Origin of the sequence: Streptomyces sp. NPDC057302, assembly GCF_042667685.1 — a bacterium.
Classification (GTDB): Bacteria; Actinomycetota; Actinomycetes; order Streptomycetales; family Streptomycetaceae; genus Streptomyces.
The window spans coordinates 140023-154308 of record NZ_JBHUZJ010000002.1 but is presented as its reverse complement, the minus strand read 5'-3'; the positions used below and the strand labels follow the sequence as shown (position 1 = coordinate 154308).

10 protein-coding genes are annotated in these 14286 nt (G+C 69.9%); 5 read left to right on the top strand and 5 right to left on the bottom strand.

The features are described from left to right. Positions 1–127: 127 nt before the first annotated feature. Positions 128–2542 (top strand): ThuA domain-containing protein, encoded by a 2415-nt coding sequence (locus tag ACFUPX_RS02030; RefSeq protein WP_383314850.1) that lies wholly within the window; start codon positions 128–130, stop codon positions 2540–2542. Continuing rightward, complete coding sequence (locus ACFUPX_RS02025; RefSeq protein ID WP_383314243.1) at positions 2539–4743, top strand: OmpL47-type beta-barrel domain-containing protein; 2205 nt, start codon at positions 2539–2541, stop codon at positions 4741–4743. The genes ACFUPX_RS02030 and ACFUPX_RS02025 overlap by 4 nt, the downstream gene beginning before the upstream one ends. Before the next feature lie 79 nt (positions 4744–4822). On the opposite strand, the gene ligD is transcribed toward ACFUPX_RS02025, so the two are convergent. Next, positions 4823–5836 (bottom strand): non-homologous end-joining DNA ligase, encoded by a 1014-nt coding sequence (ligD, locus tag ACFUPX_RS02020; protein ID WP_383314240.1) that lies wholly within the window; start codon positions 5834–5836, stop codon positions 4823–4825. A gap of 73 nt (positions 5837–5909) precedes the next feature. Between ligD and ACFUPX_RS02015 the strand changes: the two genes are divergently transcribed. Next, positions 5910–6971: an ATP-dependent DNA ligase gene (locus ACFUPX_RS02015; protein WP_383314237.1), complete on the top strand. Its 1062-nt coding sequence runs from the start codon at positions 5910–5912 to the stop codon at positions 6969–6971. Here ACFUPX_RS02015 and ACFUPX_RS02010 read toward each other — a convergent pair. From ACFUPX_RS02010 to ACFUPX_RS01995, 4 genes are read right to left on the bottom strand one after another with little or no spacing between them, the layout of a single operon-like run. Further along, a complete protein-coding gene (locus ACFUPX_RS02010) occupies positions 6968–8302 on the bottom strand; it encodes an LLM class flavin-dependent oxidoreductase (RefSeq protein WP_383314234.1) in 1335 nt (444 codons plus the stop codon). The two genes, ACFUPX_RS02015 and ACFUPX_RS02010, sit on opposite strands and share 4 nt — an antisense overlap. Further along, entirely contained in the window at positions 8299–9144 is an 846-nt protein-coding gene (locus ACFUPX_RS02005) for an ABC transporter ATP-binding protein (RefSeq protein WP_383314231.1), read from the bottom strand. Before ACFUPX_RS02005 ends, ACFUPX_RS02010 begins: the two co-directional genes overlap by 4 nt. Continuing rightward, positions 9120–9974, bottom strand: coding sequence for an ABC transporter permease (locus tag ACFUPX_RS02000; protein WP_383314230.1), 855 nt, complete (start codon positions 9972–9974; stop codon positions 9120–9122). Before ACFUPX_RS02000 ends, ACFUPX_RS02005 begins: the two co-directional genes overlap by 25 nt. Continuing rightward, positions 9971–11035, bottom strand: coding sequence for an ABC transporter substrate-binding protein (locus tag ACFUPX_RS01995; protein WP_383314227.1), 1065 nt, complete (start codon positions 11033–11035; stop codon positions 9971–9973). Before ACFUPX_RS01995 ends, ACFUPX_RS02000 begins: the two co-directional genes overlap by 4 nt. Before the next feature lie 450 nt (positions 11036–11485). Between ACFUPX_RS01995 and ACFUPX_RS01990 the strand changes: the two genes are divergently transcribed. Together ACFUPX_RS01990 and ACFUPX_RS01985 are read left to right on the top strand one after the other, a co-directional pair. Further along, a complete protein-coding gene (locus ACFUPX_RS01990; RefSeq protein ID WP_383314224.1) occupies positions 11486–13279 on the top strand; it encodes an FAD-dependent oxidoreductase in 1794 nt (597 codons plus the stop codon). A 47-nt stretch (positions 13280–13326) separates the two neighbouring features. Further along, positions 13327–14286, top strand: a complete 960-nt coding sequence (locus tag ACFUPX_RS01985) for a DUF3048 domain-containing protein (protein WP_383314221.1) — start codon at positions 13327–13329, stop codon at positions 14284–14286.

Genomic DNA, 14286 nt, shown 5'->3' with positions numbered 1-14286 from the left:
ACCCTTGGCTGTACGAGGGTTGAGCAGAGCCAGACGCAGATCGAACCGCCGGAACCAGATCCCGGACCAGAGCCGGACCCGGGTCGGCTCGCGCCGCGCCTGGGCCGCCGCCCTGCTCTCCGGGGCCATGGTCACCGGCGCGCTCTCCACACAGGCCGCCACCGCGCGGCCTTATCCCGAGCCACCGTTGACAACGATGTCCCTGCCGTCGCCGCCCGGACAGGCGAACGTGCGCGTCCTCGTATTCCACGGCTCGGCGGCGGACGGCGACGAGTCACCGGTCGTGAACGCCGGTATCGAGGCCATCGAGAAGATCGGCCAGTCGGGGCCGGCCGCCGAGCGGTTCAAGATCGAGGCGACCGACGACCCTGCGGTCTTCACGAACGAGGCCAAGCTCGGCAAGTTCAACGCCGTCGCCTTCCTGACCGGCGGCGGCGACGTCCTGGACGCCGAGCAGGAGGCGGGCCTCGAGGCCTACATGGAGGCGGGCGGCGGTTTCCTGGGCATCCATGACGCGGCCCGCGCCGAGCCGTACTCGACCTGGTTCACCGGCCTGATCGGCGCACGTCCGGCCGACTCCAGCCCGACGAACGTGCAGCGCGCCACCGTCGAGGTCGGCGACCGGGAGAATCCGGCCACCAAGGACCTGCCCCTCCAGTGGAAGCGCCCCGACCAGTGGCTGAACTGGACGAAGAACCCGACCGGCGAGGTCCACACCGTGGCCCGCGTGCGCGAGTCGACGTACCAGCCCGGCGCGAGCAAGAACGGCGCCGACCACCCGGTCTCCTGGTGCCGTGACTACGACGGCGGACGCTCCTTCTACACCGGCATGGGCGGCACGGCGGCCTCGTACGACGAGACGGACTTCCGCCGGCACCTGCGCGGCGCCCTGAACTGGACGACCCGCATCTCACGCGCCGACTGCAAGTCGACGATCACCGCCAACTACAAGGCGCAGCGCCTGACCCAGGCCAACCAGCCGGGCCAGAACGACCAGATCGGCGAGCCGCACGGCCTGGTCACCGCGCCCGACGGACGGATCTTCTACATCGGCCGCGGCGGCGCCGACTCCTCGCAGCCGGTCGTCACCGACTGGAACAACCCGGACATCGGCAAGGGCAAGGGCGAGATCCACGTCTACGACCCCAAGACCAAGAAGTCGACGCTGGCCGGAGCGCTCACCATCTTCGGCAACAAGGGTGGCGGCGATGAGCTGATCAAGGTCGAGGAGGGGCTGCTCGGCATCGAGCTCGACCCGAAGTTCGAGCAGAACGGCTGGGTGTATCTGCACTACACACCCCACTCGAAGATCAACCGTGAGACACACATGGCCGAGCGCTACGTCTCGCGCTTCACGCTCGACCAGGCCACGAACAAGCTGGACCTGGCCAGCGAGAAGGTCCTGCTCAAGTGGCCGGTGCAGATCCACAGCTGCTGCCACGCGGGCGGCGGGATGGCCTGGGACTCCAAGGGCAACCTCTACATCGCGACCGGTGACAACAACTCCTCGCAGTTCAGCGACGGTTACTCGGGCAACAACCCGCAGCCCAACTTCAAGGGTGTCTCCTTCGCCGACGCGCGCCGCACCGCGGGCAACACGAACAACCTCAACGGCAAGATCCTGCGCATCCACCCGGAGACCGACGGGACGTACACGCTCCCCTCGGGCAACCTCTTCACCGGCAAGGAGCCGGACGAGGGCGGCGGCAAGACGCGCGGCGAGATCTATGTGATGGGCGTCAGGAACCCGGCGCGCATCTCCGTAGACAAGAAGACCGACACCCTCTACGCGGGCTGGGTCGGTCCGGACGCCGGTGCGCCGTCGACGACGTGGGGCCCGGCGAAGTACGACACGTTCGCCGCGATCACCCACGCCTCCAACCGCGGCTGGCCGTACTGCATGGGCAACAACCAGCCCTACCGCGACCGCAATCTGCCGGACCCGACGAAGCCGCTGGGCTGGTACGACTGCAAGAACCTGAAGAACGAGTCGCCCAACAACGACGGCCTGGTGAACATCCCGCCGGCCGAGCCGAACAACATCTGGTACTCGCCGCAGGGCGGCGGCGTCGACTACCCGCGCGACGCGAAGGGCGTCCCGAGCTACAAGACGGAGGAGCAGAAGATCCTCCTGCCGTGGCTCAAGGGCGGCGGCCAGGCCACGATGAACGGCCCGGTCTACCGCTACGACGCCGCCAACACCAGCGCCGACAAGTGGCCTTCGTACTGGGACGGCAAGTGGTTCGTCGGTGACTTCTACGACTCCGACCAGCCACGGCACGCGGTCCTGACCGACCCGAAGACGGTCGGCAGCGGCGGTCTGCCCACGCACGCCGAGTCCCTGAAGAAGATCATCCCGATCGGCAACGACGGCATCAAGAACCTCATGGACTGGAAGTTCGCCCCCGACGGCTCGCTGTACGTCCTGGACTACGGCCGCGGATTCTTCACCTCGGACTCCAAGTCGGCGCTGTGGCGCGTCACTTACTCCGGCGGCGAGGCCACACCGGCCGCCAAGGACCTGGCAAGGAAGGCCGGATGATGCCTGCGCATGGACAGCGAAGACTCTGGACGGCGCTCATCGCGTCGCTCCTGATGGTGCTCGGCCTCACCTCGACGGCGGCGAGCCAGCCCGACAACCCGGGCCGGGCGGCGGCCCAGACGCTGACCTGGACCGCGAACAACGGCATCGACAAGTACGCGTCCGCGCCCGCCACGGCGGTCGCCGGTGCCACGACGATCGTCTTCGAGAACAGCACGGCGACCGGCAACGACACCGGCATGCCGCACACGCTGACGTTCGACGTCTCGGACCCCGAGTACAACAACGACGTGTCCCTGAACATCCTGGCCAACCCGAACGACGACCAGGGCGGCAAGCACACGGCGGAGGTCACCCTCACTCCCGGCCGCTACCGCTACCACTGCACCATCCCCGGCCACGGCTCGATGCAGGGCATCCTCGTGGTGACCGAGGGCGGCGGCGAGGACACCACCGCTCCCGAGACCACGGCGAAGGTCGAGGGACAGACCAACGCCGATGGCGCGTACGTCGGTTCCGCCTCCGTCTCGGTGACGGCGACCGACGCGGGTTCGGGCGTCGACAAGACCGAGTACGCGGTCGGGGCCGACGGCGCCTGGCAGCCGTACACGGCGCCGGTGATCGTCGACCAGGTCGGCACCCACAAGATCCGCTATCGCGCCAGCGACAAGGCGGGCAACGTGGCGGCGGAGAAGGCCGTCGACTTCAAGGTGGTCGCGCCGGACACCGACGACAAGACGCCTCCGGAGACCTCGGCCACGGTGACCGGCGAGAAGAACGACAAGGGCGAGTACATCGGGATGGCGACCGTCACGGTGACGGCGTCCGACACCGGCTCCGGTGTCAACAAGATCGAGTACGCGGTCGGTGACGGCGGCACATGGACGGCGTACACCGCGCCGGTCATGGTCCACGCGGCGGGCGCGCACAAGATCCGCTACCGCGCGTCCGACAAGGCGGGGAACCAGGCGGCGGAGAAGGCCGTCGAGTTCACCGTGGTCACGCCGCCGGTCGAGGACAAGACGCCGCCGGAGACCACCGCGAAGGTCGAGGGCGACAAGAACTCGGACGGCGCGTACGTCGGCAAGGCGAAGGTGACGGTCACCGCGACCGACGCCGACTCCGGTGTCGACAAGGTCGAGTACTCGCTCGACGGCGGTCCGTATCTCGCGTACTCCGCCCCGGTCGTCGTGGACCGCGTCGGCCGCCACACGGTGGCCTACCGGGCGAACGACAAGGCGGGCAACACGTCCGCGGCCAAGGACGTCTCGTTCACGGTCAAGGAGGGTGGCGGGGTCCCGTCCCCCAACTGCGCCGAGTACGACGAGCGGTTGACGGTCATCGTCGGCACCGTCGACACGGGCATCCCGAACCGGGTCACGAACAACCGCTGCCGGATCAACGAGATGATCGAGGACGAGAAGGAGTGGACGTCCCACGCGCTCTTCCTCAAGCACGTCAAGACCGTCACGGACAAGCTCCTGAAGGCCGGTGAGATCGACCAGCGCGAGTACAACAAGATCAACAAGGCCGCCAAGCAGTCCGGCATCGGCAAGCCCGGCCAGACCGAGGGCTACAGCAAGATCTTCGACGGCACCCAGGGCTCCCTCGACAAGTGGGAGCAGGTCGGTGGCGGCAAGTTCGGCCTGAACGCCGACGGTTCGATCACCAGCAGCACGACCGTCGAGGGCATGGGCATGCTGTGGTTCCCGCAGCGCAAGTACGGCGACTTCTCGCTGAAGCTCCAGTGGCGGGACGACGCGCCGGGCAACGGCAACGCCAACGGCGGTGTCTTCGTGCGCTTCCCGCAGGTCCACGACCACCCGGAGGAGTCACGTCCGGAGTGGGTCGCCATCAAGTACGGGCACGAGATCCAGGCGCTCGACAAGCCTGACGGCGACATGTACAAGACGGGGTCGGTCTACGGCTTCGACCGGGTGGGTCTCGCCGGCGCCGGCGTCACCCCCAAGGGCACGTGGAACGACTACGAGGTCAAGGTGGTCGACCAGCACTACTCGATCTACCGCAACGGCGTCCTGATCAACGAGTTCGACAACACCGGCGGCCAGGACTTCACGCCGCCGCGTGGCGACGACCCGGGCACGGACGGGCGGCGTTACTCGTCCGGCTATGTCGGGGTGCAGGTCCACGGGGTCACGGACGTGATCTCGTACCGGGACATCAGGATCAAGGAGCTGTAGCAGCCGTAGCGGCTTCAGCCACCTGCTGACCGCACCGGCTTCGGCCCTCGCACCCCGATCCGGGGCGCGGGGGCCGTCGTCATTTCTCGTGCTTGGCCCGGCTCGGCTGCACGCGTTTGGGCTCGCCGGGCATCTTCGGGTACTCGGGCGGATAGGGCAGGTCGCCCAGACCGTGGTCCCGCTCGTCCTGCGCGGCGAGTTCGAGGAGCGCGTCCAGGGAGTAGGCGTGCTTCTCCATGTCCGCGTGGACGTCGCCGACCCGGGCGAACCGCTCCGGCATCGTGCCGATGTCGAAGTCCTCGGGCACGGCGTCGTCGACCTCGTCCCAGTTCAGCGGCGCCGAGACGGGGGCGTTCGGGCGGGGCCGCACCGAGTAGGCGGAGGCGATGGTGCGGTCGCGGGCGGTCTGGTTGTAGTCGACGAAGATCCGCTCGCCGCGCTCCTCCTTCCACCACGCGGTCGTGACGGCGTCCGGCATGCGGCGCTCCAGCTCGCGCCCGCAGGCGATCGCGGCCCGCCGCACCCCGGTGAAGTCCCACCGCGGTTCGATCGGCACGAAGACGTGCAGGCCGCGTCCGCCGGACGTCTTGGGCCAGCCCTTCAGGCCGAACTCGTCCAGGAGGGCGCGCAGTTCGCGCGCGGCCCGCACCGCGTCGGCGTAGTCCGTGCCGGGCTGCGGGTCCAGGTCGATGCGGAGTTCGTCGGGGTGGTCGAGGTCGTCGCCCCGGACCGGCCAGGGGTGGAAGGTCAGCGTGTTGAACTGGGCGGCCCAGATGACCGCGGCGATCTCCGTGGGGCACATCTCGTCGGCCGTGCGGCCGCTGGGGAAGGCGATGGTGGCCGTGGGGATCCAGTCGGGGTGGTTCTTGGGGACGCGCTTCTGGTAGAAGAACTCGCCGGTGACCCCGTCCGGGAAGCGCTGGAGCGTCGTGGGGCGGTCGCGCAGGGCGCGTACGATCCCGTCCCCGACCGCGAGGAAGTAGCGGGCGACGTCCAGCTTGGTGAAGCCCGGCTCCGGAAAGACGACCTTGTCGGGGCTGGAGAGCCGCACCGTCCGTCCGCCCGCGTCGAGCTCGACCGCTTTTCCACCCATGCGGCCACGCTAGGCGCAACGGACGAGAGTCGCATACCGGGCGGATATCTCCATATGGGGACAGAATCGAGCCATGGATCTGCCGGTGATGCCCCCCGTCAAGCCCATGCTCGCCAAACCCGTGGCGAGGATCCCGCCGGGCATGCAGTACGAGGCCAAGTGGGACGGCTTTCGCGCGATCGTCTTCCGGGACGGCGCCGACCTGGAGATCGGCAGCCGTACGGGCAAGCCGCTGACCCGGTACTTCCCCGAGCTGGCCCAGGCCCTGCTCGACCGGCTGCCCGCCCGCTGCGTCCTGGACGGCGAGATCGTGATCGCCCGGGACGGCCACCTCGACTTCGACGCGCTCACGGAGCGCATCCATCCCGCCGCGTCCCGGGTGCGGACACTGGCCGAGCGGACCCCGGCCTCGTTCGTGGCCTTCGACCTGCTCGCCCTGGACGACGAGGCCCTCCTGGACACACCCCTCACCGACCGGCGCGCCCGCCTCACCGAGGCCCTGGACGGCGTGAGCGCCCCCGTCCACCTCGCGCCCGCGACCACGGACCCGGAGCTGGCGCGGCAGTGGTTCGAGCAGTACGAGGGCGCGGGCCTGGACGGAGTCATCGCCAAGCCCCCGGACCTGCGCTACCGGCAGAACGAACGCCTCATGTTCAAGATCAAGCACGAGCGCACGGCGGACTGCGTGGTCGCGGGCTACCGCTTCCACAAGAGCGGCCCCGTGATCGGCTCGATCCTGCTCGGTCTGTACGACGACGGGGGCACTCTGCAGCACGTCGGGGTCTGCGCCGCGTTCTCCATGCAGCGGCGCGCGGAGCTGGTGGAGGAGCTGGAACCGCTGCGGATGGAGTCGCCCGCGGGCCACCCCTGGGCGGCCTGGGCGGACGAGGCCGCGCACGAGACGTCCCGGATGCCGGGGGCGCCGAGCCGCTGGTCGGGCAAGAAGGACCTGTCCTGGGTGCCGCTGCGCCCCGAGCGCGTCTGCGAGGTGGCCTACGACCACATGGAGGGCGGGCAGCGCTTCCGGCACACGGCACGGTTCCGCACCTGGCGACCGGACCGCACCCCTGACAGCTGCACGTTCGCCCAGCTGGAGGAGCCGGTCCGGTACGACCTGGCGGACGTGCTGCGCTAACCGGCGGACCGGCCCGCGTACTGGCTCTCCGGGCGCGCGAGGCCGTAGTGGTCACGCAGGGTCGTGCCCGTGTACTCGGTACGGAACAGACCGCGCTCGCGCAGGATCGGCACGACCTGGTCGGCGAAGAGGTCGAAGCCGCCGGGCAGGCCGGGCGGCATGACGTTGAAGCCGTCGGCGGCCCCCTGCTCGAACCACTCCTGGATCTGGTCGGCGACCTGCTCGGGCGTGCCCGCGACGACGCGGTGCCCGCGCGCTCCGGCGAGGCGGTGCAACAGGGCGCGCACGGTGGGCTGTTCGCGGTCGATGATGTCGAGGATGACCTGGAAGCGGCTGCCGTTGCCGCGCTCGCCGCCGGTCTCGATGAGCTCGCGGGGCACGGGACCGTCCAACTGCTCGGCGGTCAGACGCAGGCCGAGCATGCGGTGCAGGAGCTGCAAGGAGTACTCGGGCTGGGTGAGTTCGTTGTACTCGTCGTGCAGGGCGTGCGCCTCGGCCTCCGTGGAGCCGATGAAGGGGCTGATGCCGGGCAGGACGAGCACCTTGTCCGGGTCGCGCCCGAGCCCCGCCGCCCGCTTCTTGAGGTCGGCGTAGAAGTCCTGGCCGTTGCCGAGCGTCTGGTGCGCGGTGAACACGGCTTCCGCGTACCGCGCGGCGAAGGCGCGGCCGTCCTCCGACGAACCCGCCTGTACGTAGACGGGGCGCCCCTGGGGTGTGCGCGGGGTGTTGAGCGGGCCGCCTACCTTCAGGTGCGGCCCTTCGTGGTCGATGGCGTGGATGCGGCCGGTGTCGGCGAAGAGCCCGGTCTTCTGGTCGGCGACGAGCGCGTCGTCCTCCCAGCTGTCCCAGAGCTTGGTGACGACGTCGAGGAACTCCCGTGCCCTGTCGTACCGTTCGGCGTGCACCGGGTGCGCGTCGAGGCCGAAGTTCAGAGCGGCTTGCGGGGCTCCGGTGGTGACGATGTTCCAGCCCGCGCGGCCTCTGCTGAGGTGATCGAGCGAGGCGAAGAGGCGGGCCAGGTTGTACGGCTCGCTGTAGGTGGTGGACGCGGTCGCGATGAGCCCGATGCGCTGCGTGCCGGCGGCGATCGCCGAGAGCCAGGTGAAGGGCTCCAGGCGGAAGCGGCTGGCGTAGCGGACGTTGTCGGCGAGGGCGGGGCCGTCGGCGAAGAAGACCCCGTCGAAGGTGGCGGCCTCGGCGCGCCGCGCGAGGTCCTGGTAGAAGTCGATGTCCAGGAGTCTCGCCGGGTCGGAGCCGTGATGCCGCCAGGCGGCCTCGTGGTGCCCGCCGGGATAGACGAAGAGGTTGAGGTGCAGTTCGCGAGGGCTCATGCGGGGCTCACTTCGGCGGCTCGCGCGCCAATGGCGGAGGCGTCCCTGGCAGAGGCATCCCTGGCGGGGGCGTCGCTGCCCGCAGGACCGGCGAAGGACGGGGCGCCGCCCTCCAGTTCGACCCCCAGCTGCCGCAGCAGCCTGCCCCGCAGCGCCGCGTACTCGGGACTCCCCTGGCCTCGGGGCGCGGGGAGCTCCACCCGTACGTCGGCCGCGATGCGCCCCGCGTCCAGGACGACCACCCGGTCGGCGAGGGCGATCGCCTCGTCGACGTCATGGGTGACCAGGAGCACGGCGGGGCGGTGTGCCTCGCACAGGCGCCTCAGCAAAGCGTGCATCCGGATGCGGGTGAGCGCGTCGAGGGCTCCGAACGGCTCGTCGGCCAGCAGGAGTTGAGGCTCACGCACCAGGGAGCGGGCTAGCGAGACCCGCTGCTGTTCGCCGCCGGACAGGTCCGCGGGCCAGGCGTCCTCACGGCCCGCGAGGCCCACCTCGGCCAGCGCCGCGCGGCCCCGCTCCCGCGCGTCGGTGCCCGTCAGGCCGAGGACGACGTTGTCCAGGACCCGCTTCCACGGCAGCAGGCGTGCGTCCTGGAAGACCACCGAGACATCGCCGGGCGCGGCCAACTCCCCACTGCCCTGCACCTCGTGGTCGAGCCCCGCCAGGGCCCGCAGGAGAGTGGACTTGCCCGAACCGCTGCGGCCGAGGAGCGCCACGAACTCGCCTGCCTCTATGGAGAGTTCGAGTCCGTCCAGGATCTTCCGGTCGCCGAAGGAGCGGGTCAGCGCCTCGATCCGGACCGCCTGCGCGCCGGACGTCAGCCCGCCAGTGTGCGTCGCCATGACAGCGCCTTCCTCTCCACGAGCCGTACGAGTGCGTCCGAGACGAGACCGAGGAGGCCGTACACGACCAGGCCGACGATGATGATGTCGGTCTGCCCGTAAGTGCGGGCGAGCTCCATCATGTAGCCGATGCCACTCGTGGCGTTGACCTGTTCGACCACGACGAGCGAGAGCCACGCCGCGGTGACCGCGAACCGCATGCCGAGCAGGAAGCCCGGCAGCGCCCCCGGCAGGACGACGTGCCGTACGAACCCGGTCCGCGAAAGCCCTACGGTCTCGGCGAGTTCGGCATAGCGGCCGTCGATCGTACGCAGCCCGTTGTGGGTGTGGATGTAGACGGGTACGAAGACTCCGAGCGCGATGGTGATGACCTTCATCGACTCGCCGATGCCGAACCAGAGGATCAGCAGCGGGATCAGCGCGAGTGACGGGATGGCCCGCTTGATCTGTACGGGTCCGTCGATGACGCCCTCGCCGATCCTGCTGAGCCCGGCGGCGATCGCGAGGGCGAGCCCCGCCACGGTGCCGAACAGCAGCCCCAGCAGGGCGCGTTCGGCGGACGTGGCGAGGTTCGACTGGAGCCGCCCCTCGGCGATCAGGTCCCCCGCGGTGCTCACCACGGTCCAGGGCGCCGAGAGGTTACGGGCGTCGATGAACCCGGCGGCCGACCCCACCGACCAGAGCGCGAGCAGCAGCAGGGGGCCGATCGCCCAGCCGTACGGGACGGGGCGGCCGGGGCCTAGCCTGCGGCGGCGCGGCGTGCGGCGCGCGAGGGAGCGTGGTTCGGGGCGGGCGGCGGCCTTGGTCAGGGTGGGGGCTTCGGCGCTCATGTGCCCTCCCCCGCACCGGATTTGACGGCGTCCGCGGCGACCGATTCGTAGCGCCGGTCGAAGAGGACCTCCGCGTCGAAGCTCTTCTTTCCTGTCTCCTTCGCCAGCAGGTCGACGGTCTTCTGCTGGCGCGCGATGGCGGAGGTCCAGTCGGCCGGGATGTCGGGGTGACCGATGCCCTTGACCAGGTACTCGCCGTCCTCGCGGGTCAGGCCCTGGTCCTTGACGTAGTACCCGTCGATCCACTTGTCCGGGTGCTTGTCGGCCCATTCGGCGGCGCGCGCCCAGTACTTCACGAACTCCCGGATGGCCGCGGCCTTCTGGGGGTCCTCCACCGACTCGGTCGGCACCCACAGGTGCCCCGGGTCGTCCCGGAGGCCGTGCTGGATCGTCTTCGCGCCGTCCTTGCCGTACTTCGCGGGATAGCGCTTGATGTTGACCCCGCCGAGCGGCGCCGCGTCGACCTGGCCGTTGCCGAGGGCGGAGGGGTAGACGTCGCCGGTGCTCGGCAGTTCGACCAGTTCCACGTCGTCCTTGGCGAGCCCGGCCTTGGCGAGGATCCGCAGGACGAGCGCGCCCTGCGCCTGCCCCGGGCTGTAGGCGATCTTCTTGCCGCGCAGGTCCTTCAGCGTGTCGATGTCGGCGCCGGGCGCGATGCCGAGTTCGTACGTGGGGTGCTTCAGCGGGTCCTTGCGGAATTTGGCGGCCACCAATTTCGTGTCGAGCCCCGTCCAATGCGCGTGAATGGAAGGGATTTCCGCCGCGGAGCACACGTCGAGGGAATGCGCCCTGAATGCCTCGGAGCACTGGGGGCCACCGCTGATGTTGGCCCATTTCACCTTGAAGGGCAGCTTGTCGAGCTGACCGGAGAGTTTCAGGGCGACCTGGGCTTCCGGCGCGCCGATGGTGATGGTGGTGTCCGGATCCACTTTCTCCGGGATTTTGGCGGAGACCTGCTTGGCGTCGACGGTCGTCGTCGACGAGGCGTTGTCGGCGCATCCCGCGAGGAGCAGCGGGGCGGCCAGGGCAGCGCCGAGCGCCGCCCGTATGTGTGTGGGCATGGTTTCTTTCCCGGAGTGCGGACCTTCACGGAGGCAGAGAGGACCGGCAGGATAATTACCTGCGGCTTCTCACGAGGAATCACGAGAAATCTCGAAGAATCATGTGAAATCGCGAGAGAACGTGCGTTCCGAAGGTCAGCTACACAGAGCGGTGGCGACGCGCATCAGATCAACAGCGCGCCGCTGCTTGAACCGCCGGGATATTCGCATGGCGTCGAAACTAGCCATGCCACCGAGAGAGGGTCAAGTCGTCTCACCCGCCCCGGCTTTCCGGCAACGCAGCCTTCGCACTCCGGCCATACGCACGACACACCACGCCCCCGCCGCCCGCCGGGAACGCATTCGCGCCAATGTTCGGGCCCGCGACCGCACGCCGCTTCCCCGCCACGGGCGCCGACCGTAGGCTCCCTCGCCTGATACGGGTGTTACTTACGGTAAGGGGGCTGGTTCATGGCGTATTCGGGGACTGCGGGCAGCACGAGGCGGACGTTCGTCGCGGGGGCGGCAGCGGCGGGCGGCATCGCCGCACTGGGCGCGGGGGCGCTGCCGGCGGCGGCCGAAGGACGCGCCCCGCGGGCGGATCCGGGGAAGCAGTCCGTGGCGGTGCTCGGCGGTGGCGTCGCGGGGCTGACCGCCGCCCATGAGCTGGCCGAGCGCGGCTTCGCGGTCACGGTGTACGAACGCAGGGCCCTCGGCGGCAAGGCCCGCAGCATGGACGTACCGAACAGCGCGAAGGGCAACCGCAGGCCGCTGCCCGGCGAGCACGGGTTCCGCTTCATTCCGGGGATCTACCACAACCTCCCGGACACGATGCGCCGCATCCCCTTCCCCGGGAACGCGAACGGCGTCTGGGACAACCTCGTGGCGCCGCGCGAGATGTCGTTCGCGCGCACCGGCCGCGAGGACATCCGGATGCCGATCCCGTGGCCCGGCAGCGAGCCGGAGAAGCTCACCCTGGACGACATCGCGCGGGCGCTCACCGCGCTCCTCGACACCGCCCTCAACCTGCCCGCCCACGAGGCCGCGTACTTCGTGAACCGCGCCCTGGTCTTCCTGACCAGCTGCGACGAACGCCGCGACGACACCTGGGAGTCGACTCCCTGGTGGGAGTTCGTGCGCGCGGAGAAGATGTCGAAGGACTACCAGCGCATCCTCGCGATCGGCGTCACCCGCAACATCGTCGCCACCAAGGCCGAGGTGGCGAGCACCCGCACCGTCGGCACGCTCGGCGAGGCCTTCGTCTTCAACCTGCTCGGCCAGGGCGCGGACGGCCCGCCCGACCGGCTGCTCAACGCGCCGACGAACGAGGCGTGGATCGACCCCTGGGTGACCCATCTGAAGTCGCTCGGCGTGGAGTTCCGCATGGGCTGGAGCGTGCTGCAGCTGGGCTTCGCGGGCGGCAGCGTCACGAAGGCCGTCATCGAGGACCCCGACGGCGTACGCCGCGACGTCACCGCCGACCACTACGTCCAGGCCATGCCGGTGGAGCACGCGCGCAAGACGTGGAGCGCCGAACTGAAGGCGGCAGACCCGCAGTTGGCGCGCTGCGACAAGCTGGAGACGGACTGGATGACGGGCATCCAGTTCTATCTGACGGAGCGTCCGCCGGTGGTGAAGGGCCACTTCAACTGCATCGACTCGCCCTGGTCGCTCACCGGCATCGCGCAGGCCGGCCACTGGCCCGACCGTGACTTCCCCGCCCACTACGGGGACGGCGTCGCGGTCGAGTGCCTCTCCGTGGACATCTCGGAGTGGGACAAGCCGGGGATCCTCTACGGCAAGACGGCCAAGCAGTGCACGCGCGACGAGGTCGCCAAGGAGGTGTGGGCGCAGCTCAAGGCCGCGCTCAACGACACCGGCAAGGTGGTCCTGAGCGACGGCAAGCTGCACTCGTGGTTCCTGGACCCGGGCGTCGACGGCATCGGGACGCCGAACCCGACCAACGAGGACGAGCTCCTCATCCACCCGGTCGGCACGTTCCACAACCGCCCGTCGGCCGCCACGAAGATCCCCAACCTCTATCTGGCGGGCGACTACGTGTCCGTGCCGATCGACCTGGCCACGATGGAGGGCGCCAACACATCGGCGCGTCAGGCGGTGAACGCCCTCCTGAAGAAGGCCGGCTCGGACGCCGCGCCGTGCACGGTGGCCTCCTTGTTCCGTGCTCCCGCGATCGAACTCCTCAAGCGCCACGACCGCACCCGCTACCGGTTCGGCCTGCGCAACGCCCTCGATCTGGGCTGAGGGGCCCGGGGACGGGATTGCAGGGGCGGACGGGGTAGGAACCCCGTATGGGAACGGGAGCGGGAACGGCAGCGCGCACGCGGGCACGACGCATGACGGTGGCGGCGGTGGCGGCCGTCGCCACCTTGGGCCTGGTGCCCGGCTGCACCCTGACCGACACCGAGGGGGCCGACGGGAAGACGTCCGGTGGCGGGCGGGTCCTCGCGGTGAAGATCGACAACGTGGGCCCGGCCCGCCCGCAGACGGGCCTGGACTCGGCCGATGTCGTGTACGCGGAACAGGTCGAGGCCGGGCTGAGCCGCCTGATGGCGGTGTACGCGGGGCAGCCGCCGCCCGTCGTCGGACCGGTGCGCAGCGCGCGGGAGACGGATCTGGAGCTGCTCCGGCAGTTCGACGATCCGGCTCTCGCGTTCTCCGGGGCGCAGTCCAAGCTCCTGCCGCTGATCTCGGCGGCTCCCCTGCGCCCGCTGCCGCCCGGCAAGGCACCGGGGGACGCCTACTTCCGCGGCGGCACCAAGCCCGCCCCGCACAACCTCTTCGTACGCCCGAAGAATCTGGACGCCGACCTGAAGAAGGGAGGCCTGGAGAGCACAGGCTTCGTCTTCGGGCCGCGTCCCAAGGGCGGGACCCCGGAACGTGAGCGCACGGTCCGCTTCCCGGCGGCGCGGTTCACCTTCACCTGGTCGGCCGCGCAGGAGCGCTGGCTGGTCGCGATGGACGGCACGCGGTCCCGCACGGCCAACGGCAAACCTCTGGCCGCTTCGACGGTCGTCGTGCAGTACGTGAAGGTGCGCGAGTCACGCTTCCACGACCGCTCGGGCAACAACACGCCGTTCACCGAGACCGTCGGTTCGGGCAAGGCGCGGGTCCTGCGGGACGGCCGCGCCTACGCAGCGCGCTGGGAGCGGCCGTCGCCCGGGGACGGCACGGAGTTCACGACGGCGGACGGCGGCGAGCGGCTGCCGTTCGCCAAGGGCCAGGTGTGGGTGGTGTACGCGAAGGCGTGA

What these genes read in the sequence shown, in the direction of transcription:
- ACFUPX_RS02030 (WP_383314850.1), top strand. Translation starts at nt 128, where the DNA reads ATGGTCACCGGCGCGCTCTCCACACAGGCCGCCACCGCGCGGCCTTAT.
- ACFUPX_RS02025 (WP_383314243.1), top strand. Translation starts at nt 2,539, where the DNA reads ATGATGCCTGCGCATGGACAGCGAAGACTCTGGACGGCGCTCATCGCG.
- ligD (WP_383314240.1), bottom strand. Translation starts at nt 5,836, where the DNA reads ATGGGTGGAAAAGCGGTCGAGCTCGACGCGGGCGGACGGACGGTGCGG.
- ACFUPX_RS02015 (WP_383314237.1), top strand. Translation starts at nt 5,910, where the DNA reads ATGGATCTGCCGGTGATGCCCCCCGTCAAGCCCATGCTCGCCAAACCC.
- ACFUPX_RS02010 (WP_383314234.1), bottom strand. Translation starts at nt 8,302, where the DNA reads ATGAGCCCTCGCGAACTGCACCTCAACCTCTTCGTCTATCCCGGCGGG.
- ACFUPX_RS02005 (WP_383314231.1), bottom strand. Translation starts at nt 9,144, where the DNA reads ATGGCGACGCACACTGGCGGGCTGACGTCCGGCGCGCAGGCGGTCCGG.
- ACFUPX_RS02000 (WP_383314230.1), bottom strand. Translation starts at nt 9,974, where the DNA reads ATGAGCGCCGAAGCCCCCACCCTGACCAAGGCCGCCGCCCGCCCCGAA.
- ACFUPX_RS01995 (WP_383314227.1), bottom strand. Translation starts at nt 11,035, where the DNA reads ATGCCCACACACATACGGGCGGCGCTCGGCGCTGCCCTGGCCGCCCCG.
- ACFUPX_RS01990 (WP_383314224.1), top strand. Translation starts at nt 11,486, where the DNA reads ATGGCGTATTCGGGGACTGCGGGCAGCACGAGGCGGACGTTCGTCGCG.
- ACFUPX_RS01985 (WP_383314221.1), top strand. Translation starts at nt 13,327, where the DNA reads ATGGGAACGGGAGCGGGAACGGCAGCGCGCACGCGGGCACGACGCATG.